Annotated in this window: 15 protein-coding genes and 1 pseudogene; 3 read left to right on the top strand and 13 right to left on the bottom strand. The window is 57.1% G+C overall.

Going from position 1 to position 16,669, the window contains the following annotated elements; genetic code table 11:
• Positions 1-189 precede the first annotated feature (189 nt).
• From J3489_RS21055 to J3489_RS21110, 12 genes are all read right to left on the bottom strand, one after another.
• Positions 190-366, bottom strand: coding sequence for a hypothetical protein (locus tag J3489_RS21055; protein ID WP_207001264.1), 177 nt, complete (start codon positions 364-366; stop codon positions 190-192).
• A 506-nt stretch (positions 367-872) separates the two neighbouring features.
• Positions 873-1,064 carry a hypothetical protein gene (locus J3489_RS21060; protein ID WP_207001267.1) on the bottom strand — a complete coding sequence of 64 codons (192 nt, stop codon included), beginning with the start codon at positions 1,062-1,064 and terminating at the stop codon, positions 873-875.
• A gap of 481 nt (positions 1,065-1,545) precedes the next feature.
• Positions 1,546-1,932, bottom strand: a complete 387-nt coding sequence (locus J3489_RS21065) for a hypothetical protein (protein ID WP_242540169.1) — start codon at positions 1,930-1,932, stop codon at positions 1,546-1,548.
• Between the two features lie 302 nt (positions 1,933-2,234).
• Positions 2,235-3,272 (bottom strand): FUSC family protein, encoded by a 1,038-nt coding sequence (locus J3489_RS21070; RefSeq protein ID WP_207001269.1) that lies wholly within the window; start codon positions 3,270-3,272, stop codon positions 2,235-2,237.
• A complete protein-coding gene (locus tag J3489_RS21075) occupies positions 3,272-3,853 on the bottom strand; it encodes a hydrolase (protein WP_207001272.1) in 582 nt (193 codons plus the stop codon). The genes J3489_RS21070 and J3489_RS21075 overlap by 1 nt, the downstream gene beginning before the upstream one ends.
• A 107-nt stretch (positions 3,854-3,960) precedes the next feature.
• Complete coding sequence (locus J3489_RS21080) at positions 3,961-4,755, bottom strand: enoyl-CoA hydratase-related protein (RefSeq protein ID WP_207001274.1); 795 nt, start codon at positions 4,753-4,755, stop codon at positions 3,961-3,963.
• Positions 4,756-4,838: 83 nt separating this feature from the next.
• The gene (locus J3489_RS21085; RefSeq protein ID WP_207001275.1) at positions 4,839-6,998 is read right to left on the bottom strand and encodes a CaiB/BaiF CoA transferase family protein; all 2,160 of its coding nucleotides are present in this window, start codon (positions 6,996-6,998) and stop codon (positions 4,839-4,841) included.
• A gap of 186 nt (positions 6,999-7,184) precedes the next feature.
• Complete coding sequence (locus J3489_RS21090; RefSeq protein WP_207001277.1) at positions 7,185-7,967, bottom strand: enoyl-CoA hydratase/isomerase family protein; 783 nt, start codon at positions 7,965-7,967, stop codon at positions 7,185-7,187.
• A complete protein-coding gene (locus J3489_RS21095) occupies positions 7,957-8,841 on the bottom strand; it encodes an alpha/beta fold hydrolase (protein WP_207001279.1) in 885 nt (294 codons plus the stop codon). Before J3489_RS21095 ends, J3489_RS21090 begins: the two co-directional genes overlap by 11 nt.
• A gap of 99 nt (positions 8,842-8,940) precedes the next feature.
• A complete protein-coding gene (locus J3489_RS21100; RefSeq protein WP_207001282.1) occupies positions 8,941-10,287 on the bottom strand; it encodes an MmgE/PrpD family protein in 1,347 nt (448 codons plus the stop codon).
• A 336-nt stretch (positions 10,288-10,623) separates the two neighbouring features.
• Positions 10,624-11,406, bottom strand: a complete 783-nt coding sequence (locus J3489_RS21105) for an SDR family NAD(P)-dependent oxidoreductase (protein ID WP_207001283.1) — start codon at positions 11,404-11,406, stop codon at positions 10,624-10,626.
• Between the two features lie 173 nt (positions 11,407-11,579).
• Complete coding sequence (locus tag J3489_RS21110; RefSeq protein ID WP_207001285.1) at positions 11,580-12,767, bottom strand: 2-methylaconitate cis-trans isomerase PrpF family protein; 1,188 nt, start codon at positions 12,765-12,767, stop codon at positions 11,580-11,582.
• A 656-nt stretch (positions 12,768-13,423) separates the two neighbouring features.
• Here J3489_RS21110 and J3489_RS21115 point away from each other — a divergent pair.
• The 3 genes from J3489_RS21115 (at position 13,424) to J3489_RS21125 (ending at position 15,903) form a co-directional block, all read left to right on the top strand.
• Positions 13,424-13,675, top strand: coding sequence for a DUF4148 domain-containing protein (locus J3489_RS21115; RefSeq protein WP_207001287.1), 252 nt, complete (start codon positions 13,424-13,426; stop codon positions 13,673-13,675).
• 177 nt (positions 13,676-13,852) lie between these two features.
• Positions 13,853-14,539, top strand: coding sequence for a heavy metal response regulator transcription factor (locus J3489_RS21120; protein ID WP_207001289.1), 687 nt, complete (start codon positions 13,853-13,855; stop codon positions 14,537-14,539).
• On the top strand, positions 14,539-15,903 hold the full coding sequence (locus J3489_RS21125; RefSeq protein ID WP_242540181.1) for a heavy metal sensor histidine kinase: 1,365 nt from the start codon (positions 14,539-14,541) through the stop codon (positions 15,901-15,903). The genes J3489_RS21120 and J3489_RS21125 overlap by 1 nt, the downstream gene beginning before the upstream one ends.
• A gap of 169 nt (positions 15,904-16,072) precedes the next feature.
• Here the strand turns inward: J3489_RS21125 and J3489_RS38880 are convergent.
• Positions 16,073-16,611, bottom strand: a pseudogene (locus J3489_RS38880) (IS110 family RNA-guided transposase); the annotation flags it as partial.
• Positions 16,612-16,669 lie beyond the last annotated feature (58 nt).

Below are 16,669 nucleotides of genomic sequence, written 5' to 3' on the forward strand. Positions count from 1 at the left end.
GTTCATCCTTGGAAGTTCTTGCGACTAACTCAAGGCTAGTCGCCCCTAGATCCACTGGTTTTCGTAGATGGTCCTTCGGAAGACACGGGCAGCAAAGAACGCCATGTGCTCGAGCTCATGCTCCATTTCTTCAGCCTTCTCGATCAAACTCCCGTCACTCCAGGGGGCGTCCACATGTACCCAGCGATTTCAATATTTCCGCAATGTATGGACACAGTTGAAGTGCAGGTAAGACCCAGCTATCGACCCGATCAGATGCTCGGCCGGCATCACCTTGTAAAGCAACTGGCCGACAGCCGGCTGCCGCAGCAGGCCGGCATGCGGCTCGATCACGCCCTCCGGGGCGGGTACAGGCGCTGGCGCCATCGCCTTTATCCATATCATCAGTGTACGCCGACCGTCGACCGCCTGCCCGGTCCCGTGGCGCCGTGCGTCGATGCCGACCGCCTGAGCAGCTTCACGCGTTTGGGCGACCAGCTTTTCGGGCTTGATGCCAAGCGCCTGGGCGAACGAAGATAGCGCGCAGTAAGGCTGGCGACGGAGGGGTGCCGGCTGGCCGCAAAGGTCCGGTCGATGTCCGCCTCAAAGACGAGGTCTTTTTGATTGCGGCGGGACGTGGCCCACGAGCTGCAAAGAACCAACACAAATGCAGCAATGACGGCTTTATCATGCGGATAGTCATTCACGAGTGAATGACAGTCGGCGGGATGTCACTGATGCAGGAAACCGCAGTCCAACTGCTCGATGCCGCCACCGTCAGCAACCCGCAACCACATTGCTGACGCCCATTAGCCGGCCGATGACCCGCCAATTATTGTCGGCTGAGAAGCGTCCGGGCAGCAACCTCCCCCGATGTGTCTCGCGGGCCGCATTCAGAGAATGCGGAGGTTGCGAATTTTCCCGATTCGGGGCGAACGCTTTAGGATCAGCTCGGTGATGTACTCAGGCAAGAGCGCCCGCGGCACATTGGCCGGAATGTCTTCCACGAGTTGCGAGGGAGCGCGAACGATGAATTCCACCGGCGCACTTTTCAGGCTGTGCTCATAGCTGACGCGGTAATCCATGAACGTCGCGCTTCTAGACGGCGAACTTGCCGTGCCGGATTCTATCAGCGCGCACGGTCGGGCTGCACATGGGTATTCGACCTCGGCTGCGGCAGACGCGCAACGCCGTGAGACCCGGCGAGGCATGCACGATTCGCCTCAGCCCCATGCCCGTCCACCGCGAAACACCGGGGGATTCCCGCGATAACAAGCGAATTATCGCGGCTAACGCCGTCGCAAAAAAACCGGCTAACCGAGTTTTGATCCATGTTCGGCCCCAGCAGCAGCCGAGATCCGCGCCGAAAGGCCTGGTAAAGGCATGTCACAAATACCTGGAGGGAATCTGCCGCCCAGTAGTCGACCAGTCGCCTGACACCGCCATACGGATTTTGCGGTTCATTGCAAATGGGCAGCCCTTTCGGCTAAGAATCAGCGGGAGATCAGGAATTAGGCCGCGGTGCCATGTGCGGTCGAGCGTCGCGCCCAGTCCGTAGCTGCCCCGTTATGTCCTCTCTGCATGCTTCCGGACGGCGTCCCGCGTTGAAAGGGGAAGCGCGAGAAACTCGGTCTCCCTCAGTTCTGTCCACTCCTGCGTGAAAGGCAGATAGAGCTGGATGATCCACGACCGACCATCGGCTCGCTCATCCCGCCGCGCGGCGTACGGATGCACGATCTCACCATCGGCGCGCACACGGTCGAACCGCAATAATCGCTTACGCGGGTACGGATCGCTATCCAGCTTCTCGTCCATCATTCGCGTCATTGCTTCGTAGGGAAAGCCAGGATGTGCAGACGTATCCGCCTCATCCATGGACGCATGAATATAGTCGCTTTCTGTCCGATGGCAATCTTCTAGTTCTGCTTCGTCGAGCACCACTTCCTCGATCATGTACTGTGGGCCTTCATACCAGGCTGGGTCGTCTTCGACGAGCCGGATCGCCGTTACGGTCCTCGTGCCTGTGTCCGTACAGTGCTACCAGAATGGACCACACATGAATTCAAGGCCTAAGTGGAAATCAGACGGCTTCATGGGCTATCTCGACCCGCAAGAAATCCGGTTTCAAATCAATGAAGTGAAGTTAAACTCTTTGATGCACATCGGCGTAGCCCGAAAGGTCGGCCTTCTCGGCCTTCGCCAGAAAACTGTCCCCACCTTTTACATAAACTTGTTCCTCGGGGACGACGAAAGTATCAACCAGTATGCTTTCGTTGAGGGCATTTGACACGCCTCGCGACGCCGTGTACAGCCAGCGCAAATAGCAGACCTATCGTGCTGCCCACCGCTACGTTGATCAAACGCTCGCTCGCGAAGGTCCATGACTGCCCGGCAACCACGAACGCCATCGCAGCGCAGCCGCAGCGCGTGCCGAATGCAACGACGTAGGGCCGAATGCAGACGAGCGTCAGCAACGCAGCAAGGACAATCAGGTCCCGCGAGAAGGCGTCATGGGGCACCAGCAAGCCGGCGAAGATACCGGCCGGCACGCCTACAATGGTGCCAGCGATGCGATCACGAAACTTGAGCCGGGCACTCGCCGCACTTCCCGTCACCACGCTCGCCGCAGACCAGATCATCCATTGTCCATGCTCGATATGCCTCCACTCCACGAACGCTGCAGCGACGCCGACGGCGAGCGCTACGGCAATCATTGGCTCGATGTATGGAACACGATCGGCAATATCGGAACGCTTGAACCATTTCGCGAAGTGCGTCAAATGCGAAACTTCCGGACGGCGTTCGCGATAGTGGTCTATTGAAGAAATCAGCAGGACCGGCAAGAAGGCGGTCCAGATGAACGGAAGCGTTTCGAATCCCTGATGAATGAGTGCTGACCGCCTGACTCCTTCGGCGCTCTCGCAGGCGAGGTAAAGCACGGGAATGAACGTAAAGCTTCCGAGCCAACGCAGCGCGCTTCCCCGTGCAGTCACCAGCATCGACCCCATTGCCAGCAGGGTGGTGACTCCGACAAACAGCGGTGGATAGGCGAGCGAGGCCATCAATACCACGAAGCCTGCTCCAATGGCTATTCCCTGAGCGACTACCCCGAGTGGGGCGAGATCCGAGCGATCCACGGCGATCGAGGCCGACATGGTTACTAACGAAACCATCAACCATTCGGTCTTGCCTGAAACCAACGCGAGCACGCTCAATGGGAAGAGAGCGGTCAACGCACGAACCAGTGCCTTGCCATCGATTGCGGCCACAATGCGCGACACGGCCACCACCATCAGTCCGCGAGTGCCCCAATCACGTCCTCGAACTGCCGCACCAGGCCAAGCCTCGGGAAAACGTAATTCATCGACGCCTGGTGATGCTCGGACGCTTCGCAGCTCATCGCATCCTCAACGAGCACGAGTGTGTAGCCGAGTTCATAGCCGGCTCGCGCTGTTGATTCGACGCCGATATTCGTCGAAATTCCACCGAGCACGACGGTCTTGATGCCCCGACGACGCAATTGCAGATCAAGTTCCGTGCCGTGAAATGCGTTCCACTGCCGCTTCGTGATCTTGAGATCTTCTTCGCTTACTTCAAGCACTTCGGGAAAGTCCCACCAAGTCGAGGGTAGTCCGCCAGCAGGCAGCGTTACGGGCTGATCGACGGGCTGCTTCAGGGCATCGTCGAAATCTAGGCTCCAGCCTACGCGCACCAGCACGACTGGCGCGCCGATCTCCCGGAAGCGCTTCGCGAGCTTCGCCGAGGCCGTCAGTACGGACTCGGCGGGTCGGGGGGCCTTTGCGAAGCCGAGGATGCCCTGCTGGAGGTCGATCAGAACGAGTGCGGTGGTCTGGGGGTCGAGTCTTTGCAACATGCTTACCTTCCGTTCAACTTAACGAGTCGATAGTGCGTCGGGAACGGAGTCAGCCTCGCTGGCCCGCCTCAATGGACTATACGTTCTTAACATACCTCTTAACCTGATCACGCACGACCGCGGAACTTCCGGAAGTCTGGCTTCCGCTTTTCCAGAAAAGCAGAAATGCCTTCCATATTCTCCGTATTTCCATATATTGACGCGAGCAATTCCGATGTCGGGAAATACGATCCATAGAATTCTTGATCCGAGCCTGCGTTTAGCGCCAACTTCGCGATACGGAGACTTTGCGGGCTCTTGTCCAAGATCTCCTGGCACAAGGTTTCCACCGCAGCGTCTAGCTCTTCACCTTTCACTACGTCATTGATCAGACCCATATCAAGCGCCTGTTGGGCGGTGTACAACCGACACGTGTAAAGCATTTCGCGTGCCTTACGCTCTCCAACGTAGCGTGCCAGTAGTTGGCATGCTCCCCAGATTGGGACGCTGCCGACGCGTGGCCCGGTTTGCCCAAACTTTGCGTCCTCGCTGGCGATCGTCATATCGCAGAATAGATTGATCTCGTTCCCTCCTCCGACACAAAATCCGCGCACTTTCGCGATCACCGGTTTGTCCATCATCCGCATGACGGATGAAAGTGCGAACAACCTGCGCATATGTTTCCGACCGACTTCTGGAACTCGTTCCTGTTGGTCTCGGATATCGCCACCCGAGCAGAAGGCTTTATCACCAGCACCGGTTAATACGACAACACCCACAGACGGGTCATCCGCTGCGACGTGCATCGCAGCAGTCAGCTCTTCGTAGGTCCGGGGACGCACCGCGTTGCGCACCTCTGGTCGATTGATTGTGACCGTTGCGATCCCTGATTCTGCGGTGTAGAGAATGTCTTGAAATTCCATGGTAATTGGAGTCCAAATAAGTTGAATTAATACGTCCGCCATTCGATGGGATATAGCGTGCTAGTTCCGGAATATCCGCGGACTCAAGGTGTTTTCGTGACGCGCTCGGCGCCTCTTTCCGCATGGCTATCATTGCCTGCAGCCCAAGTCAGGTGCACGCTCGAGGGGTGACCTATCAGCGTACCGAGACGCGCCGGGGTTTTTGACAGACGCATTGGTGAGCCGAAAACCTCCCAGCCTCTGCCTGCGTCATCGTAGCCAACCACGATTAGCTCTCGCGCGATGGTTTGGCGATGCGTGCAAACTTCCGCAATAGTCGCCGCTTGACAGGTATATGCCCGAGGTTCGACCGCCTGATTCCACAAACCTTGAGTCATCCATGCCCCCACGTCCTGCATGGAAATGTCGATTACGCTCCCGCGACCCGTCTTATCGCGGCGTGCCAATCCAGCGATGATTGCGAGCAGTCCGGTTTGCCCTCCTGCTATATCCGCAGCCGAGATGCCGGCTTTAATTGGCCGCCCCTCGACACGAGTGGCATCCATCATCCCTGACATGGCCTGAATTACTGTATCTACAGCAGGGCGTCCGTCGTACACCGAGTGCGCCCCAAAACCAGAGATGCTGCAGTAGATGAGCTTGGAATTAATCTCAAGAAGCCTGCTCGGGCTGAATCCCAATCGGGCGAGCGCACCTGGCTTCATATTTTCGACGAGCACATCTGCCTCAGTGAGCAAGTCAATCAGATAGTCACAGTCCTGCTTCTTACGAAGGTCGAGTTCCACACTGCGTTTCTGTCCATTGCTCGCAACAAAAAAGTGGCTGACACCGTCGCGCATCGGAGACCACGAGCGCGCATTCTCGCCTCCCGGCGCCTCCACTTTGATCACGTCCGCTCCCAAACTCGCAAGATGACGCGCGGTGAGTGGCGCAGTGGTCAACTGTCCGATCTCAATCACACGCAGTCCAGCGAACGGTGCATTGATGGAGTTCTCGCTAGACTTGAACGGTATGGGAGGATTCGCATCGACGAAATGCAGGAAGTCATGCTCTGGGCGACCGAGACGCGCGCTATCAGGAGGGGGAACCATCGCCGTGGGTACCTCCCCCCAGTCATGGCGGATCAACGGCCCGGCCACCCTCACTCGTCTACCACTAACCGGATCATCCACTTCCCTCACTGTGCCGCGCCATGCGAGATTGGGCTCTCTCTCAAGCTGGCTGATCGTAAGAATGCCCCCACAAGGGATTCCCTGTTGTCCAAGCATGTCAGCAAGATCCGACAACGGAAGGCGATTCGTCCACGCTGCGATGGCTGCGTCAATTTCCCCGCGATGCGCTAAGCGTCCTGTGAGCGTGACAAACCGCGCGTCATCAGTCAGATTGGGACCGATCAGTTGAGCAACGCGTTTCCACTGAGTGTCATTGGTCGTACAGATCAAGATCCACCCGTCAGCGGCTGGATACGCGTTCCAGGGTACTGCCATCCCGTGTCCATTACCGAGGCGCTGCGGTTTGAGACCTGCGTAATGCGCCGGCATGAACGTCGTCAAGGAATTTACGCCAACGTCAAACAGTGCCACTTCAACGTTTTGCCCGAAGCCATCCCGCGCAAGGACATGAACGGCCACACCGATCCCACTTGCGGCATAAAGCGCGGCCGACATCTCCAGTACCGGCACTCCGACAGCCACAGCCGGCCGTTCAGTCAAGCCTGTAGTTCCAAGCACACCCGTGAGGGCCTGCAATTCGATTTCGTCCGCATATCTGCCAGCCAGCGGCCCACTCGCCCCAAACGCCGTGATGTCGCAAATAATCGGCCGCTCAGGTATCCTAATCGTCCAAGACGAAGGAAATGCATCATCTGCATCGGAACTGAGGATAACAATATCCGACGCGTCGATAATCGCATTGACAGCCTCAATATCCGCTGGTACATCGGGGTCGACTAGGATGCTGTGCTTCCCAGCGACCGCGCTCACCCGGTCGCGCCATTTTCCCGGACGATCTTTCCGCGGCGAGCGCGGCTCGACGACATATACTTCTGCGCCAAGGTCAGCAATTAGGCGACCGCATGCTCCAACAGCGGTGCGCGAACCCATTTCTACCACACGCAATCCTGAATATGGCATCTCAGACATAGAGGCACCTTGAATTAATAATTTCGTCCCGACTGGACGATATAGCGTCTCGCGACGGCGCATATCGTCCGCTGTCGTAATGTCGCAGGTCACAAGCCGCATAGTTAGCGCCTTCGCCCCTTGAACCTTACTCCGCCGAGGGTTGATGGAAACAGTTCGCCAGCCTAACCATGCTGAGTCGAACGCGTCTGTGGCAATGCCGAGTACTTTCCAGAATCAGCAAGCGCGTCGACCCGAGCTATAGCTCGCGGGTGGAAAGGGGCATCGATCAGCCTTGTCGCATGCTAGTCAGGCTCCCTTGAAGTTCGCCTGGCGCTTTTCAAGAAACGCCGCAATACCTTCTGCCTTGTCCTCGGTGCCATAGACCGTTGTGACGAGCATCGTTTCAAATTCGATCGCAGAGGCAAGATCCATCTGCATCCCCCGATGCACCGCACGCTTCACAAAAGCAAGCGCTATTGGTGCGCGCGTGGCATAGTGATCCGCGAGTTTCAACGCTTCGGTCAAAGCGCTCCCATTTGCGGTGCGTCGATTGATCAACCCGATTCGCAACGCCTCCGCGGAGTCGATCGGTTCAGCCGCGAAAAGCAAATCGAGTGCATTGGCCATGCCCACAACCCTGGGAAGTCGTTGGGTACCACCCGCTCCGGCCACAGTGCCGATACGGGAACTGGTAATAGCGAACGTAGCATTTTCACTTGCGACTCTGAGGTCTGCAGCGAGCGCCAGCTCCAGACCACCGGTCATGCAAAACCCCTCAATTGCGGCAATGACCGGTTTCGGTGACTGCTCGAGAGCATCGTTCAAACGATGCCAGTGCCCAAAGTAGCGACGCCCCTGCAGCGCAGTGCTAACTTGGAATGCTTCGGTTAGGTCAGCACCCGCGGAGAAGTACTCGCTTCCACCAGTCAAGACAATGGCGGAAACGTCTTTATTTTCGGCGGCCTCGCCGCATGCGCCCACGATGTCATCCATCATCTGCTCGCTCACCGCATTGCGACGAGTGGGCCTATTAAGTTGAATTACAAATGCTGACCGCTGAATCTGCGTAGTGATGGTTTCAAAAGACATTGTCGTCTCCCTTAAGATGGAATTGAATCAAGCAACGATTGACAATGTCGCTTGCTTCGTATGGCAGCCAGTGACCAGCGCCCGTGACCGTTTCGATGTGGATTCCGGGAAGCGCTTCTGAAAGCCTGGCCCGGCGCTCGTCGAAGGACGGAAAGATGAGGGGATCGCTAGCGCCCAGCATGACCTGGACAGGTACGCCGACAGATCGGATGTCACCGATGACGGTGTCGAGATGACTGATTCGTCGGCTGTCGTAGCGGGCGTTTGCGACGTTCCACAAGTGAATATCGACCGCCGTTGCGTCGGGAGATGGCGTCTTGTTCAACATCCAACGACCCAAGTTTCGTGCGGTGGCAGCACGAACTTCCTCCTGCGTCGTATCCGGTCCCTTAAATACCTTCTCGAGCTCGATGTCACGGCCCGTCGGCCGGCCAAAGCCGGCCGGACTAACGAGTGTCAGTCGTTGCAAGTTATATCCTCGTCGCCACAAGGCGGCCGCCGTAGCGGCCGCGACGGCCCCGCCAAAGCTGAATCCGGCGATATGAAACGCTGAGTCAGTTTCCAGGACGAGACCAACTGAGTCTGCGACCCAGTCAAGATACTCACTAGTTTCGATTTTTACCGGCGGAGATCCAGACTCGCCAAACCCAGGCAGGTCAATCGTGACCACCAGGAAATGCCTGGATAGTGCCTCGACATTGCGCAACCAATGATTCCGCGAGCCAGAGCCGCCATGAATTAAAAAGAGGACGGGACCGCTGCCGACGCTTCGATAGGCGAGACCGGCGACATAGTCGCGAGCGCCGAAACGGTCAGGTAGCGTTTCCACGGGTCCCAAATCCGGGAAAACGTCTTCAGCGTATGCTTTCGACACGAGGTCTCCTCCAAAACGCGCGTTTGTTTGACTACGATCCATGTAGATACACCAATTGCCCGGAAAGCTACTTTTGACTTGATCGCATACGAAGACTTTCTAAAGCTGGGCAAGGTGCAACTGACGAACGTCGGTCAGTTCATCAATGCTCCACAACCTCGACATCAGGGAACGCGCGCCCCCTTCCCCGATGACGGGCTCCGCCAACTCCATAAACTTGTCATTGATCTGAGCGTCGCTTAGGGGCTCCTCCGGATCACCGGTCCTGTAAGGCTGGTATCGTTCGAGAAGTTCGCCGCTCCTCAGCCTGATTTCCACCTTGGCAGCACGCCTGCCGGGAAATTGCCTGGTGAGCCCTTCGTCGGTCAGCAACGTTATTCTGGACATTAGCTCACGGACCTCGGGATCCCACATTCGCTCTTCATCAAACGCTGACAGGCGTACGGAACCAAACTTTGCGGCATGAGATATCACATACGGTATGCTGAACTTGCACTCAAAGGCCGACTTTGGGTTACGAATCCCCGCAACCTCGATCGCAGCTTGATAGGTCCTTACCGTTAAACCCTCAATATCACTAATGGAAATGTTGTGCTCGGAACACAGACGCAAGAGCGCGTCTATCGCAGCAAATGTATGTCCACAGCAGCCGTGATTCTTGACCGTAACCTTCTCAATGTTGAAGTCCACGCCCAGTCCATCCGTGGCTATCGACCAGTCGGGGTTTTTCGCCATTGCAGCACCGAATCCTGCAGCCCCTTCAAGAATGTCGGGCACGCCCGTCATACCATTTGCGGCGCCCCGTGCAGCGACCACTCCGACCCATGCAGCGTGTCCGGCATGTAGCGCCTTCGTCATCGCGTCGGAACGGAATGCCTGCTGCAAGCCTGATGCGAACGTTGCCGCAGTTGCCATCGCGTGAGCCGTAGTGCCAGCTGCCTCTGAAGCGAGAATCGCCGAGGCAGCTGCCGCTCCGAAGCACCCGACCGTGCCGGTTGTGTGAAAAAACTCGTAATGGGACGGCTGAACAGCCGCGCCGATGCGTGTAGATACCTCGTACCCGATGGTAATGGCTTCGAGCAGACGCTTGCCGGATGCCTGTGTATGCTCCGCGACTGCGAGCGCTGCGGCGATTGTCGGACAGCCGGGATGGTAAACAGCGTCGCGATATATGTCGTCGAACTCCACCGCGTGCGAAACGCTGCCATTTATCCACGCTGCCGTTCCGGGGAAGGAGGTCGTCCGCAAACCCGGAAGGCTCGAATAGCCGAGACCTAGTTCATCAGCGTGTGACTTCATCAAAGTCAACGCGGGCTGCACGCGGGTGCCAGGAAGGAGCGCAGCAAACCAGTCAACCAAGGCTCTTTTCGCAGCGTGGTTTACCGATGATGTCAAGCCCGCCTTGGTTTGTTCGGTTGCGTACCGGGCGAGTTCGTCGATGATCATAAGTTACCGTTTTGAAGAAGCGATTTTCCGTGCTTCACAGAACACTTTGTCCCGTGATCTTGCGCCTTGCTATCAACGTGAGATTCCCTCTCTCGCATCATTTACCAAATCGTATTGGACAACTGACATTGCACTTCCACCCAGATTTTGCGAAGCTGTTGCGCTCGCAAGTCAAAATTCGGCCGAAGCAGAAAGCGCTGGGAGCATGGCGAGCTTTGAAAGCGGCTCCGTCGGCGGATGTCTTTCCATCGACGGCTACAAGCCTCCTCTAGAAAAGTGCATTGCCTCGGCCTCCATCTCGCGTTGTTCGGGTTAAAGATCGAAGTCCATCGTGAGTTACAACATCGTAAAACCGCCGTTGACACTGACCACCTGACCGGTAATCCACGCGGCACCATCACTGAGCAGGAAGGTCACAGTAGGCGCAACGTCGCTCGGCTCCCCAATGCGACGCAGTGGATAGGCCCTTTGGACCGCCTGCTCGCGGCGTGCATATTTTTCTTCCCCCATCTGCTCGCGGAGGGACGCTTCTCTGTCCATCCGCATGGGCGTATTGGTCGCCCCGGGTGACACGATATTTGCGGTAATCCCATCCGGACCTACCTCCTGCGCAATCGATTTAACTAGCGCCGTGACGCCTGCCTTTGCTGCGGCGTAGTAAGAGAGCCTTGCCTGTCCAATCCTTGCCGAATCAGATGAGAAACATACAATGCGACCAAATTTCTGCTTCTTCATTACGGGCAAAACGTCATGCAGACAATACATCGGACCGAGTAAGCAAACATCAAACATACGCTGCCAATCGCGTGGCGAAGACTCTTCAAAAGTCTTATCGTCGAGAATGGCCGCGCAGTTCACGAAGTAGTCGATAGCGCCAAACTCTGCAATCGTCACACCAACGAGGTCGCGCACCGAGTCCTGGTTGGTCAGATCCGTCAATGCAAATTTGGCTGGAGTGGAAGCCGAAAGCTCTTTCGACGCAGCCTCTCCTGCTGCGGCATTCACGTCTGCCAACACGAGATTTACGCCAGCACTTGCCAGCTTACGCGCGACCTCTAGACCGATGCCCTGTACCCCTCCAGTGATAATGGCGGTCCTGCCTTTCATACTCAGATCCACGGTCTTTTCCTTATGAATATCTGCTGACAACCCCGACTACGGGATAAAGTGCAACCCTTCCTGGCGTTCAGAGAGTCAACCGCCTTTGAGCGGCGGTTGTGAGAAGCTCTTCCCGAACACGCTTTTAGCGATACGATTCTTGAGCGTCTCGATTGACGCCACCTGCAATTCACTTAGAGATTTTCGATGTCGGCTATGGGAACGTACACCGTACCATCCATGATTTTCCGTGCGGTACGCGCAAATCCGAGTTTCTCAAATTGCACACCCTCTGGATTGCAGGAAGGCGCGACGGCAACCTGAACATCCATGATCCCGTTCGGATGACCGATGCGCAACGTCTCAGATTTTCGCGATTCTTGAGTTAGTACACCGTGTACCACCGAACCCTCAATCCGCGAGGCCGACGCGATGCACATCGAACCTGTTCCCGCCATGGCTTCGTGCATCCGGTTCATGAAGATCAGCCTCGCGAGAAAGTCGAATTGATCCGCGCTTTTCTGGGCACCCGAATATGTCACGTAGTCAGAAGGTGGTGCTACGAAAACTACGAAGGGAAGGAATGGGCTCTCATCATCGACCGTTCTCCACTCATTTATGAAGCCCAGTCGCACTGCCGCCTTACCGCGAATTTCCCGCGTCAGTTGTACTCGCGATGCGTTCGTGTTGAAGTCGTCCGGCAGCTCGTCACCACGTAATCCCAAGTCGTGTGCTCGTACAAAAACGCATGTGTTGGCGACATCAACGATGGATACCTGAATTGTGCGACCGTCCTCAAGATTCATGGTCTCCGTGCGGAGGCCGGTCGGCAACACCTTACCGGTTTTTGCGCCGACACTATTACTGTAGTCCATGAAGATTTCCGCGCCGGTCCCGGGCACACCGGCAATCGAGAATTCTCCAGCGACCCGGGCTCGGCCGTTTTTGACGGAGACATCCGCGACCACTACCTTGCCGGTGTTAGTGTTGTGAATCCGGACTTTGGTGGTGGGCTCGACGGGAGGTACCAAGCCGGCATCGATTGCAAAAGGTGCAACACCCGCGGAAATATTCCCGCAGTTTCCGCTGTAGTCGATCACATCCCGGTCGATCTCAGCTTGAGCAAAGGTGTAGTCCACGTCAGCATCGTCGCGGGAACTCCGGCCGACAATTGCGATCTTGGACGTGATCAGATGCGTGCCGCCAAGGCCATCGATTTGCATCACGTCGGGCGTGCCCATGGCCCGCTTGAGGATCGCATCGCGCAGCGCGCCGGCGCGGGGCAAGTCGTTTTCGAGGAAATACAGCCCTTTGCTTGAACCGCCGCGCAAGATGGAGACGCGAATCCCCAGTTGTTCGTCGGCAAAATCTAGATTCTTCACGTCGGCTCCTCCATTAAAGTGGCGTTTTGCCCTTGGAAGCCTGACTTTCTCACCCTCTCCCCAACGAATCAATTGCTCATTTAGCAAGCCCCCTTTCTCAAGGATGGGCACCAAAAAGCGCGGCGATACAGTGAGCTTCTTGACAGGCTTGCCTACATCAGGACCACGAGGCGCGATTCCCTCCGCGGCACGAGGAGCATTCCTCACAGCACCGGATAGGTTTGCGCAAGTCACCCACACATTAGCATCGGTTTTACAAAAATAAGGGTTGCTGTAGATTAACCTTGAACGTCATGACAAACGAATCGAGGAGATGGGCCACCGCTGAACCGTCCTATCCGTGTCTACGCGGACCGCGGTTACGACCGGAACCAGCTTTAGTTCAAAAAAGGTTCTGTCAAAGATATCGATCATTCAAAGGGGCAGCCACGGATCAGCCCCTCTAAGAAAAAATCTTCAACCAACAAATCGCACCTGAAGTTGGACTAGGTCAGTTCCAGACCGCAATTGGATTGGGCGGCCGTCACGGTGAAGCGGGAAAGTCTGACTAACGAGTCAGTTTCGTGTCAGCGTGCTGTTCCGGCCACCTTTCTAGACTTTTGCCAGGCATCGAAACAGCGACGCCGCCCGCCCCAATCGCCTAAAAGGATGATGTCATGCAAAAATATTATCTCGTCGCAGCAATCGCTTTCGTCGCCAGCACTTCCGCAGCAATGGCCGCAGACCCTCAGCGCAGTTCCGAAACCCGTAACACGTTCGATCAAGACGCCGTGGTTTCGGTGCCCGCGTCGCCAGCAGTCGATCCCGAAAACGGCAAGACACGTCAGCAAGTCGTGCAGGAACTCGTGGAGGCCCGTCGCGACGGGCAATTGGAGCATCTCGACAGGACGCTGTATTTCGGCAAATAATTCCCGCATCGACGGAAGCGGTGCTTCGTCAGTTGCGAGGGTCACGATTGCCACGTCGTTATCAAGGTACACGGTTTTTCGTCGTATCTTCGACTCCAACCGTTTTCGCAAGAGCCGCATCGTTTCCCGTCATCGCACAATCGATCTCAGCTCTTTCCTTGCGTTTCCTATGCGGCTATGAAAATTCTGATCGTCGAGGATGAACCTAAAGCCATCGAGTATCTGAAAACCGGCTTGACCGAGCAGGGCTGGACGGTCGACGTCGCACCTGACGGCGAAGAAGGTGCGTTCATGGTCCGCGAGTTCACCTACGATGTCATCGTGCTCGACGTAATGCTGCCGAAGATGGACGGCTTCGAACTACTGCGTGTGATTCGCTCGCGCTCGCACACGCCCATCATCATGCTGACGGCTCGCGATCAGGTCGATGACCGCGTGCGTGGATTGCGTGAGGGCGCAGACGATTATCTGACCAAGCCCTTCTCGTTTATCGAGCTTGTCGAGCGCCTGATCGCCTTGACTCGTCGAAGTCGCGCCCAGGAATCGACGATGTTACGAATCGCCGATCTTTCCGTCGATCTCGTTAGCCTTCGCGCGTCGCGCGGCAGCACGCGCCTCGAACTTACCGCCAAGGAGTTCCAACTGCTTAGCCTGCTCGCGCGCAGGAAAGGTCAACTCCTCTCCAAAACCGTCATCGCAGAAATGGTGTGGGACGTGAATTTTGACAGCAGCACAAACGTCATCGAAGCAGTGATCAAGCGTCTGCGCAGCAAGCTCGACGGCCCGTTCGACGTGAAACTCCTGCACACAGTACGCGGCATGGGCTACGTGCTCGAAGCCCGCAACAGCGGAGCGGACATGTGATGCACTCGATTTCACGACGCCTCGCCGTCCGTTTCTCCGCCGCGGCGATTATCGTCTTCACCCTTGTGGGGTTAGGTCTCACTGTTTTTCTGCGCGGGCAACTTGATGCTGGACTACAGGACTCTCTCGAAGCTCGGGCGGGCATAGCTCGCCTGTTAATCTCGCATACTTCGACGGCTACCGAGTGGCCCAGTGTCAAAAAGAAGATTGATAACATCATTCCCGCGGAGCGGAACATTGGCTTCTATGTTCTTACGCCGGATCCGGTATTCAGCTATCAAACGATGCCCGAGCATCCAATTCCCAACGACATGGACCGGTATGAACGGGTCCGCGAAGGCGGACAATCGTTTCTCGCGCGAAAATACCTTCTCCCGGGCGTGGGTGCGCGCCCCGATCTCGTGCTCGTCGGCTATGTCAACTGCCGCCCCGTCGACCGCACCACCTATGCGTTCGTGCTTGCGCTGGCGATCACTTTCCTGATCGCGAGTGTTGTGATCTCCGCATCGGGATATACAGTCTCCCGCATCGGTCTCATGCCGCTCAAACGCTTGTCCGACGAAGCAGCTGTTCTGCAACCCAACCGTCGCGATCAACGCTTGCAGGCAAGCAATCTGCCCGTTGAACTCCTTCTCCTCAAGTCCAGCTTTAACGGCGCGCTGGAACGTATCGACGGAGCCCAGGCCCGGCTCGAGAGATTCAATGCGGACGTTGCGCATGAATTGCGCACGCCCATCGCGAACATCATCGGTCAGGCCCAGGTCGCGCTAACGCGTGACCGAAGTCGCGAAGCACTTCTCAATGTGATCCAGTCTGCTCTCGAAGAGGGTGAGCGCATGCGTATCATGGTCAACGATATGCTCTTCCTCGCGCGCGCGGATCAGGGTGAGCAAGCAACCGAGCTCACTCCGATATCGATCGCGGTGGAAGTTGCGCATACCCTCGAATTCCTCGACGTGCCTTTCGAAGAAGCCGGCGTCCGGGCGACGGTATCGGGCGACGCGCACACCTTGGCCAACAAGTCGCTTCTACGAAGGGCGCTCTTCAATCTGCTGGTCAACGCGTCTCAACACGCGAGTCCCGGTACGCAGGTCAAGGTCATGATCACGCAGAATGCGTCGGCGATCGAGGTGTCGGTTGCCAACGAGGGCATCCCGATTTCCCTAGCCGTACTGGAAAGACTATTTGACCGCTTCTATCGTGGCGTGGCCTCGCGCACGACCATTCACGGAAACCATGGTCTTGGGCTGTCGATCGTAAAGGCAATCGCGGAAATGCACCGGGGCACTGCATTCGCCCGATGCGCGCACGGCTGGAACGAGTTCGGTTTCACGCTTCCCTCCTCATCCTTCTATGAGCAGTAGTTTGTCAAGGTCATCCTCTGCGTCCATGCGAACAGGCATGGACACGTCAAGGGCAGCCGAAGCCTGGCGTCAGCTGACCCTTGACGCGGCGCAGGACGATATGCTGGCACAGGGTGTGCGAGTGCACGTTATTACACCCGCCACCCTGCGGTCGCGTTTCGGCCGATCAGCAGCCGAGCCCGACCAACAATTTGCGCATGCGGCCGCGGTGTCGCAGCATGTCCTTCTGCAGTTCCCAACGATCGCGCATCAGCTCCCGCGACGCTTCGTTTTGCGGTGACGGCACGCGAACCACGTGCATTCAGTCACGCTCGCCACGCACGCACGCGCGCAGGTTGATGACCAGCCTGATCACATCGAACCGGTCCGTCTTCGCGCGCCGCTTGTGGCACTCGACCGGAATACTCGCCGGATCGACGATGTGGAACTCGACGTGTCGGGCCTGTAGCGCGCGGCAGACCTAGCGTGTCCTAACCAGCCTCGTAACTCACCACGACCCGAGTATTCGCCAGCAGCGACCACTTCAGCTTCTGCTGTTCGATCACGTCCAACACGGCCTGCAGGCGGGCAGCGGCGTGCGACCGTGTGCACGGCCGGCTTCTCGCGCCGGCCGTCGCGCAGCGCGACCTTCCATTTGACCGCTCTTAGTTCGAGCGACACCGCCAACACCGGCTCCTCGGTACCCGTGTATGCCTGATCTCTGCGCATGATGCCCTCCTGTGAGCCAAGCTCCGCACGCTGATTTTAGGCGTTGGCCTCTCGGCGG

The organism is Trinickia mobilis, from assembly GCF_017315705.1.
In the GTDB taxonomy this organism is placed as follows: Bacteria; Pseudomonadota; Gammaproteobacteria; order Burkholderiales; family Burkholderiaceae; genus Trinickia_A; species Trinickia_A mobilis.

Bases quoted from the DNA above. Each gene is read 5' to 3' on its own strand.
- J3489_RS21065 (WP_242540169.1), bottom strand. From the start codon at position 1,932: ATGATCGAGGAAGTGGTGCTCGACGAAGCAGAACTAGAAGATTGCCAT.
- J3489_RS21055 (WP_207001264.1), bottom strand. From the start codon at position 366: ATGGCGCCAGCGCCTGTACCCGCCCCGGAGGGCGTGATCGAGCCGCAT.
- J3489_RS21125 (WP_242540181.1), top strand. From the start codon at position 14,539: ATGCACTCGATTTCACGACGCCTCGCCGTCCGTTTCTCCGCCGCGGCG.
- J3489_RS21085 (WP_207001275.1), bottom strand. From the start codon at position 6,998: ATGCGGCTTGTGACCTGCGACATTACGACAGCGGACGATATGCGCCGT.
- J3489_RS21115 (WP_207001287.1), top strand. From the start codon at position 13,424: ATGCAAAAATATTATCTCGTCGCAGCAATCGCTTTCGTCGCCAGCACT.
- J3489_RS21075 (WP_207001272.1), bottom strand. From the start codon at position 3,853: ATGTTGCAAAGACTCGACCCCCAGACCACCGCACTCGTTCTGATCGAC.
- J3489_RS21090 (WP_207001277.1), bottom strand. From the start codon at position 7,967: ATGTCTTTTGAAACCATCACTACGCAGATTCAGCGGTCAGCATTTGTA.
- J3489_RS21100 (WP_207001282.1), bottom strand. From the start codon at position 10,287: ATGATCATCGACGAACTCGCCCGGTACGCAACCGAACAAACCAAGGCG.
- J3489_RS21060 (WP_207001267.1), bottom strand. From the start codon at position 1,064: ATGGATTACCGCGTCAGCTATGAGCACAGCCTGAAAAGTGCGCCGGTG.
- J3489_RS21120 (WP_207001289.1), top strand. From the start codon at position 13,853: ATGAAAATTCTGATCGTCGAGGATGAACCTAAAGCCATCGAGTATCTG.
- J3489_RS21080 (WP_207001274.1), bottom strand. From the start codon at position 4,755: ATGGAATTTCAAGACATTCTCTACACCGCAGAATCAGGGATCGCAACG.
- J3489_RS21070 (WP_207001269.1), bottom strand. From the start codon at position 3,272: ATGGTGGTGGCCGTGTCGCGCATTGTGGCCGCAATCGATGGCAAGGCA.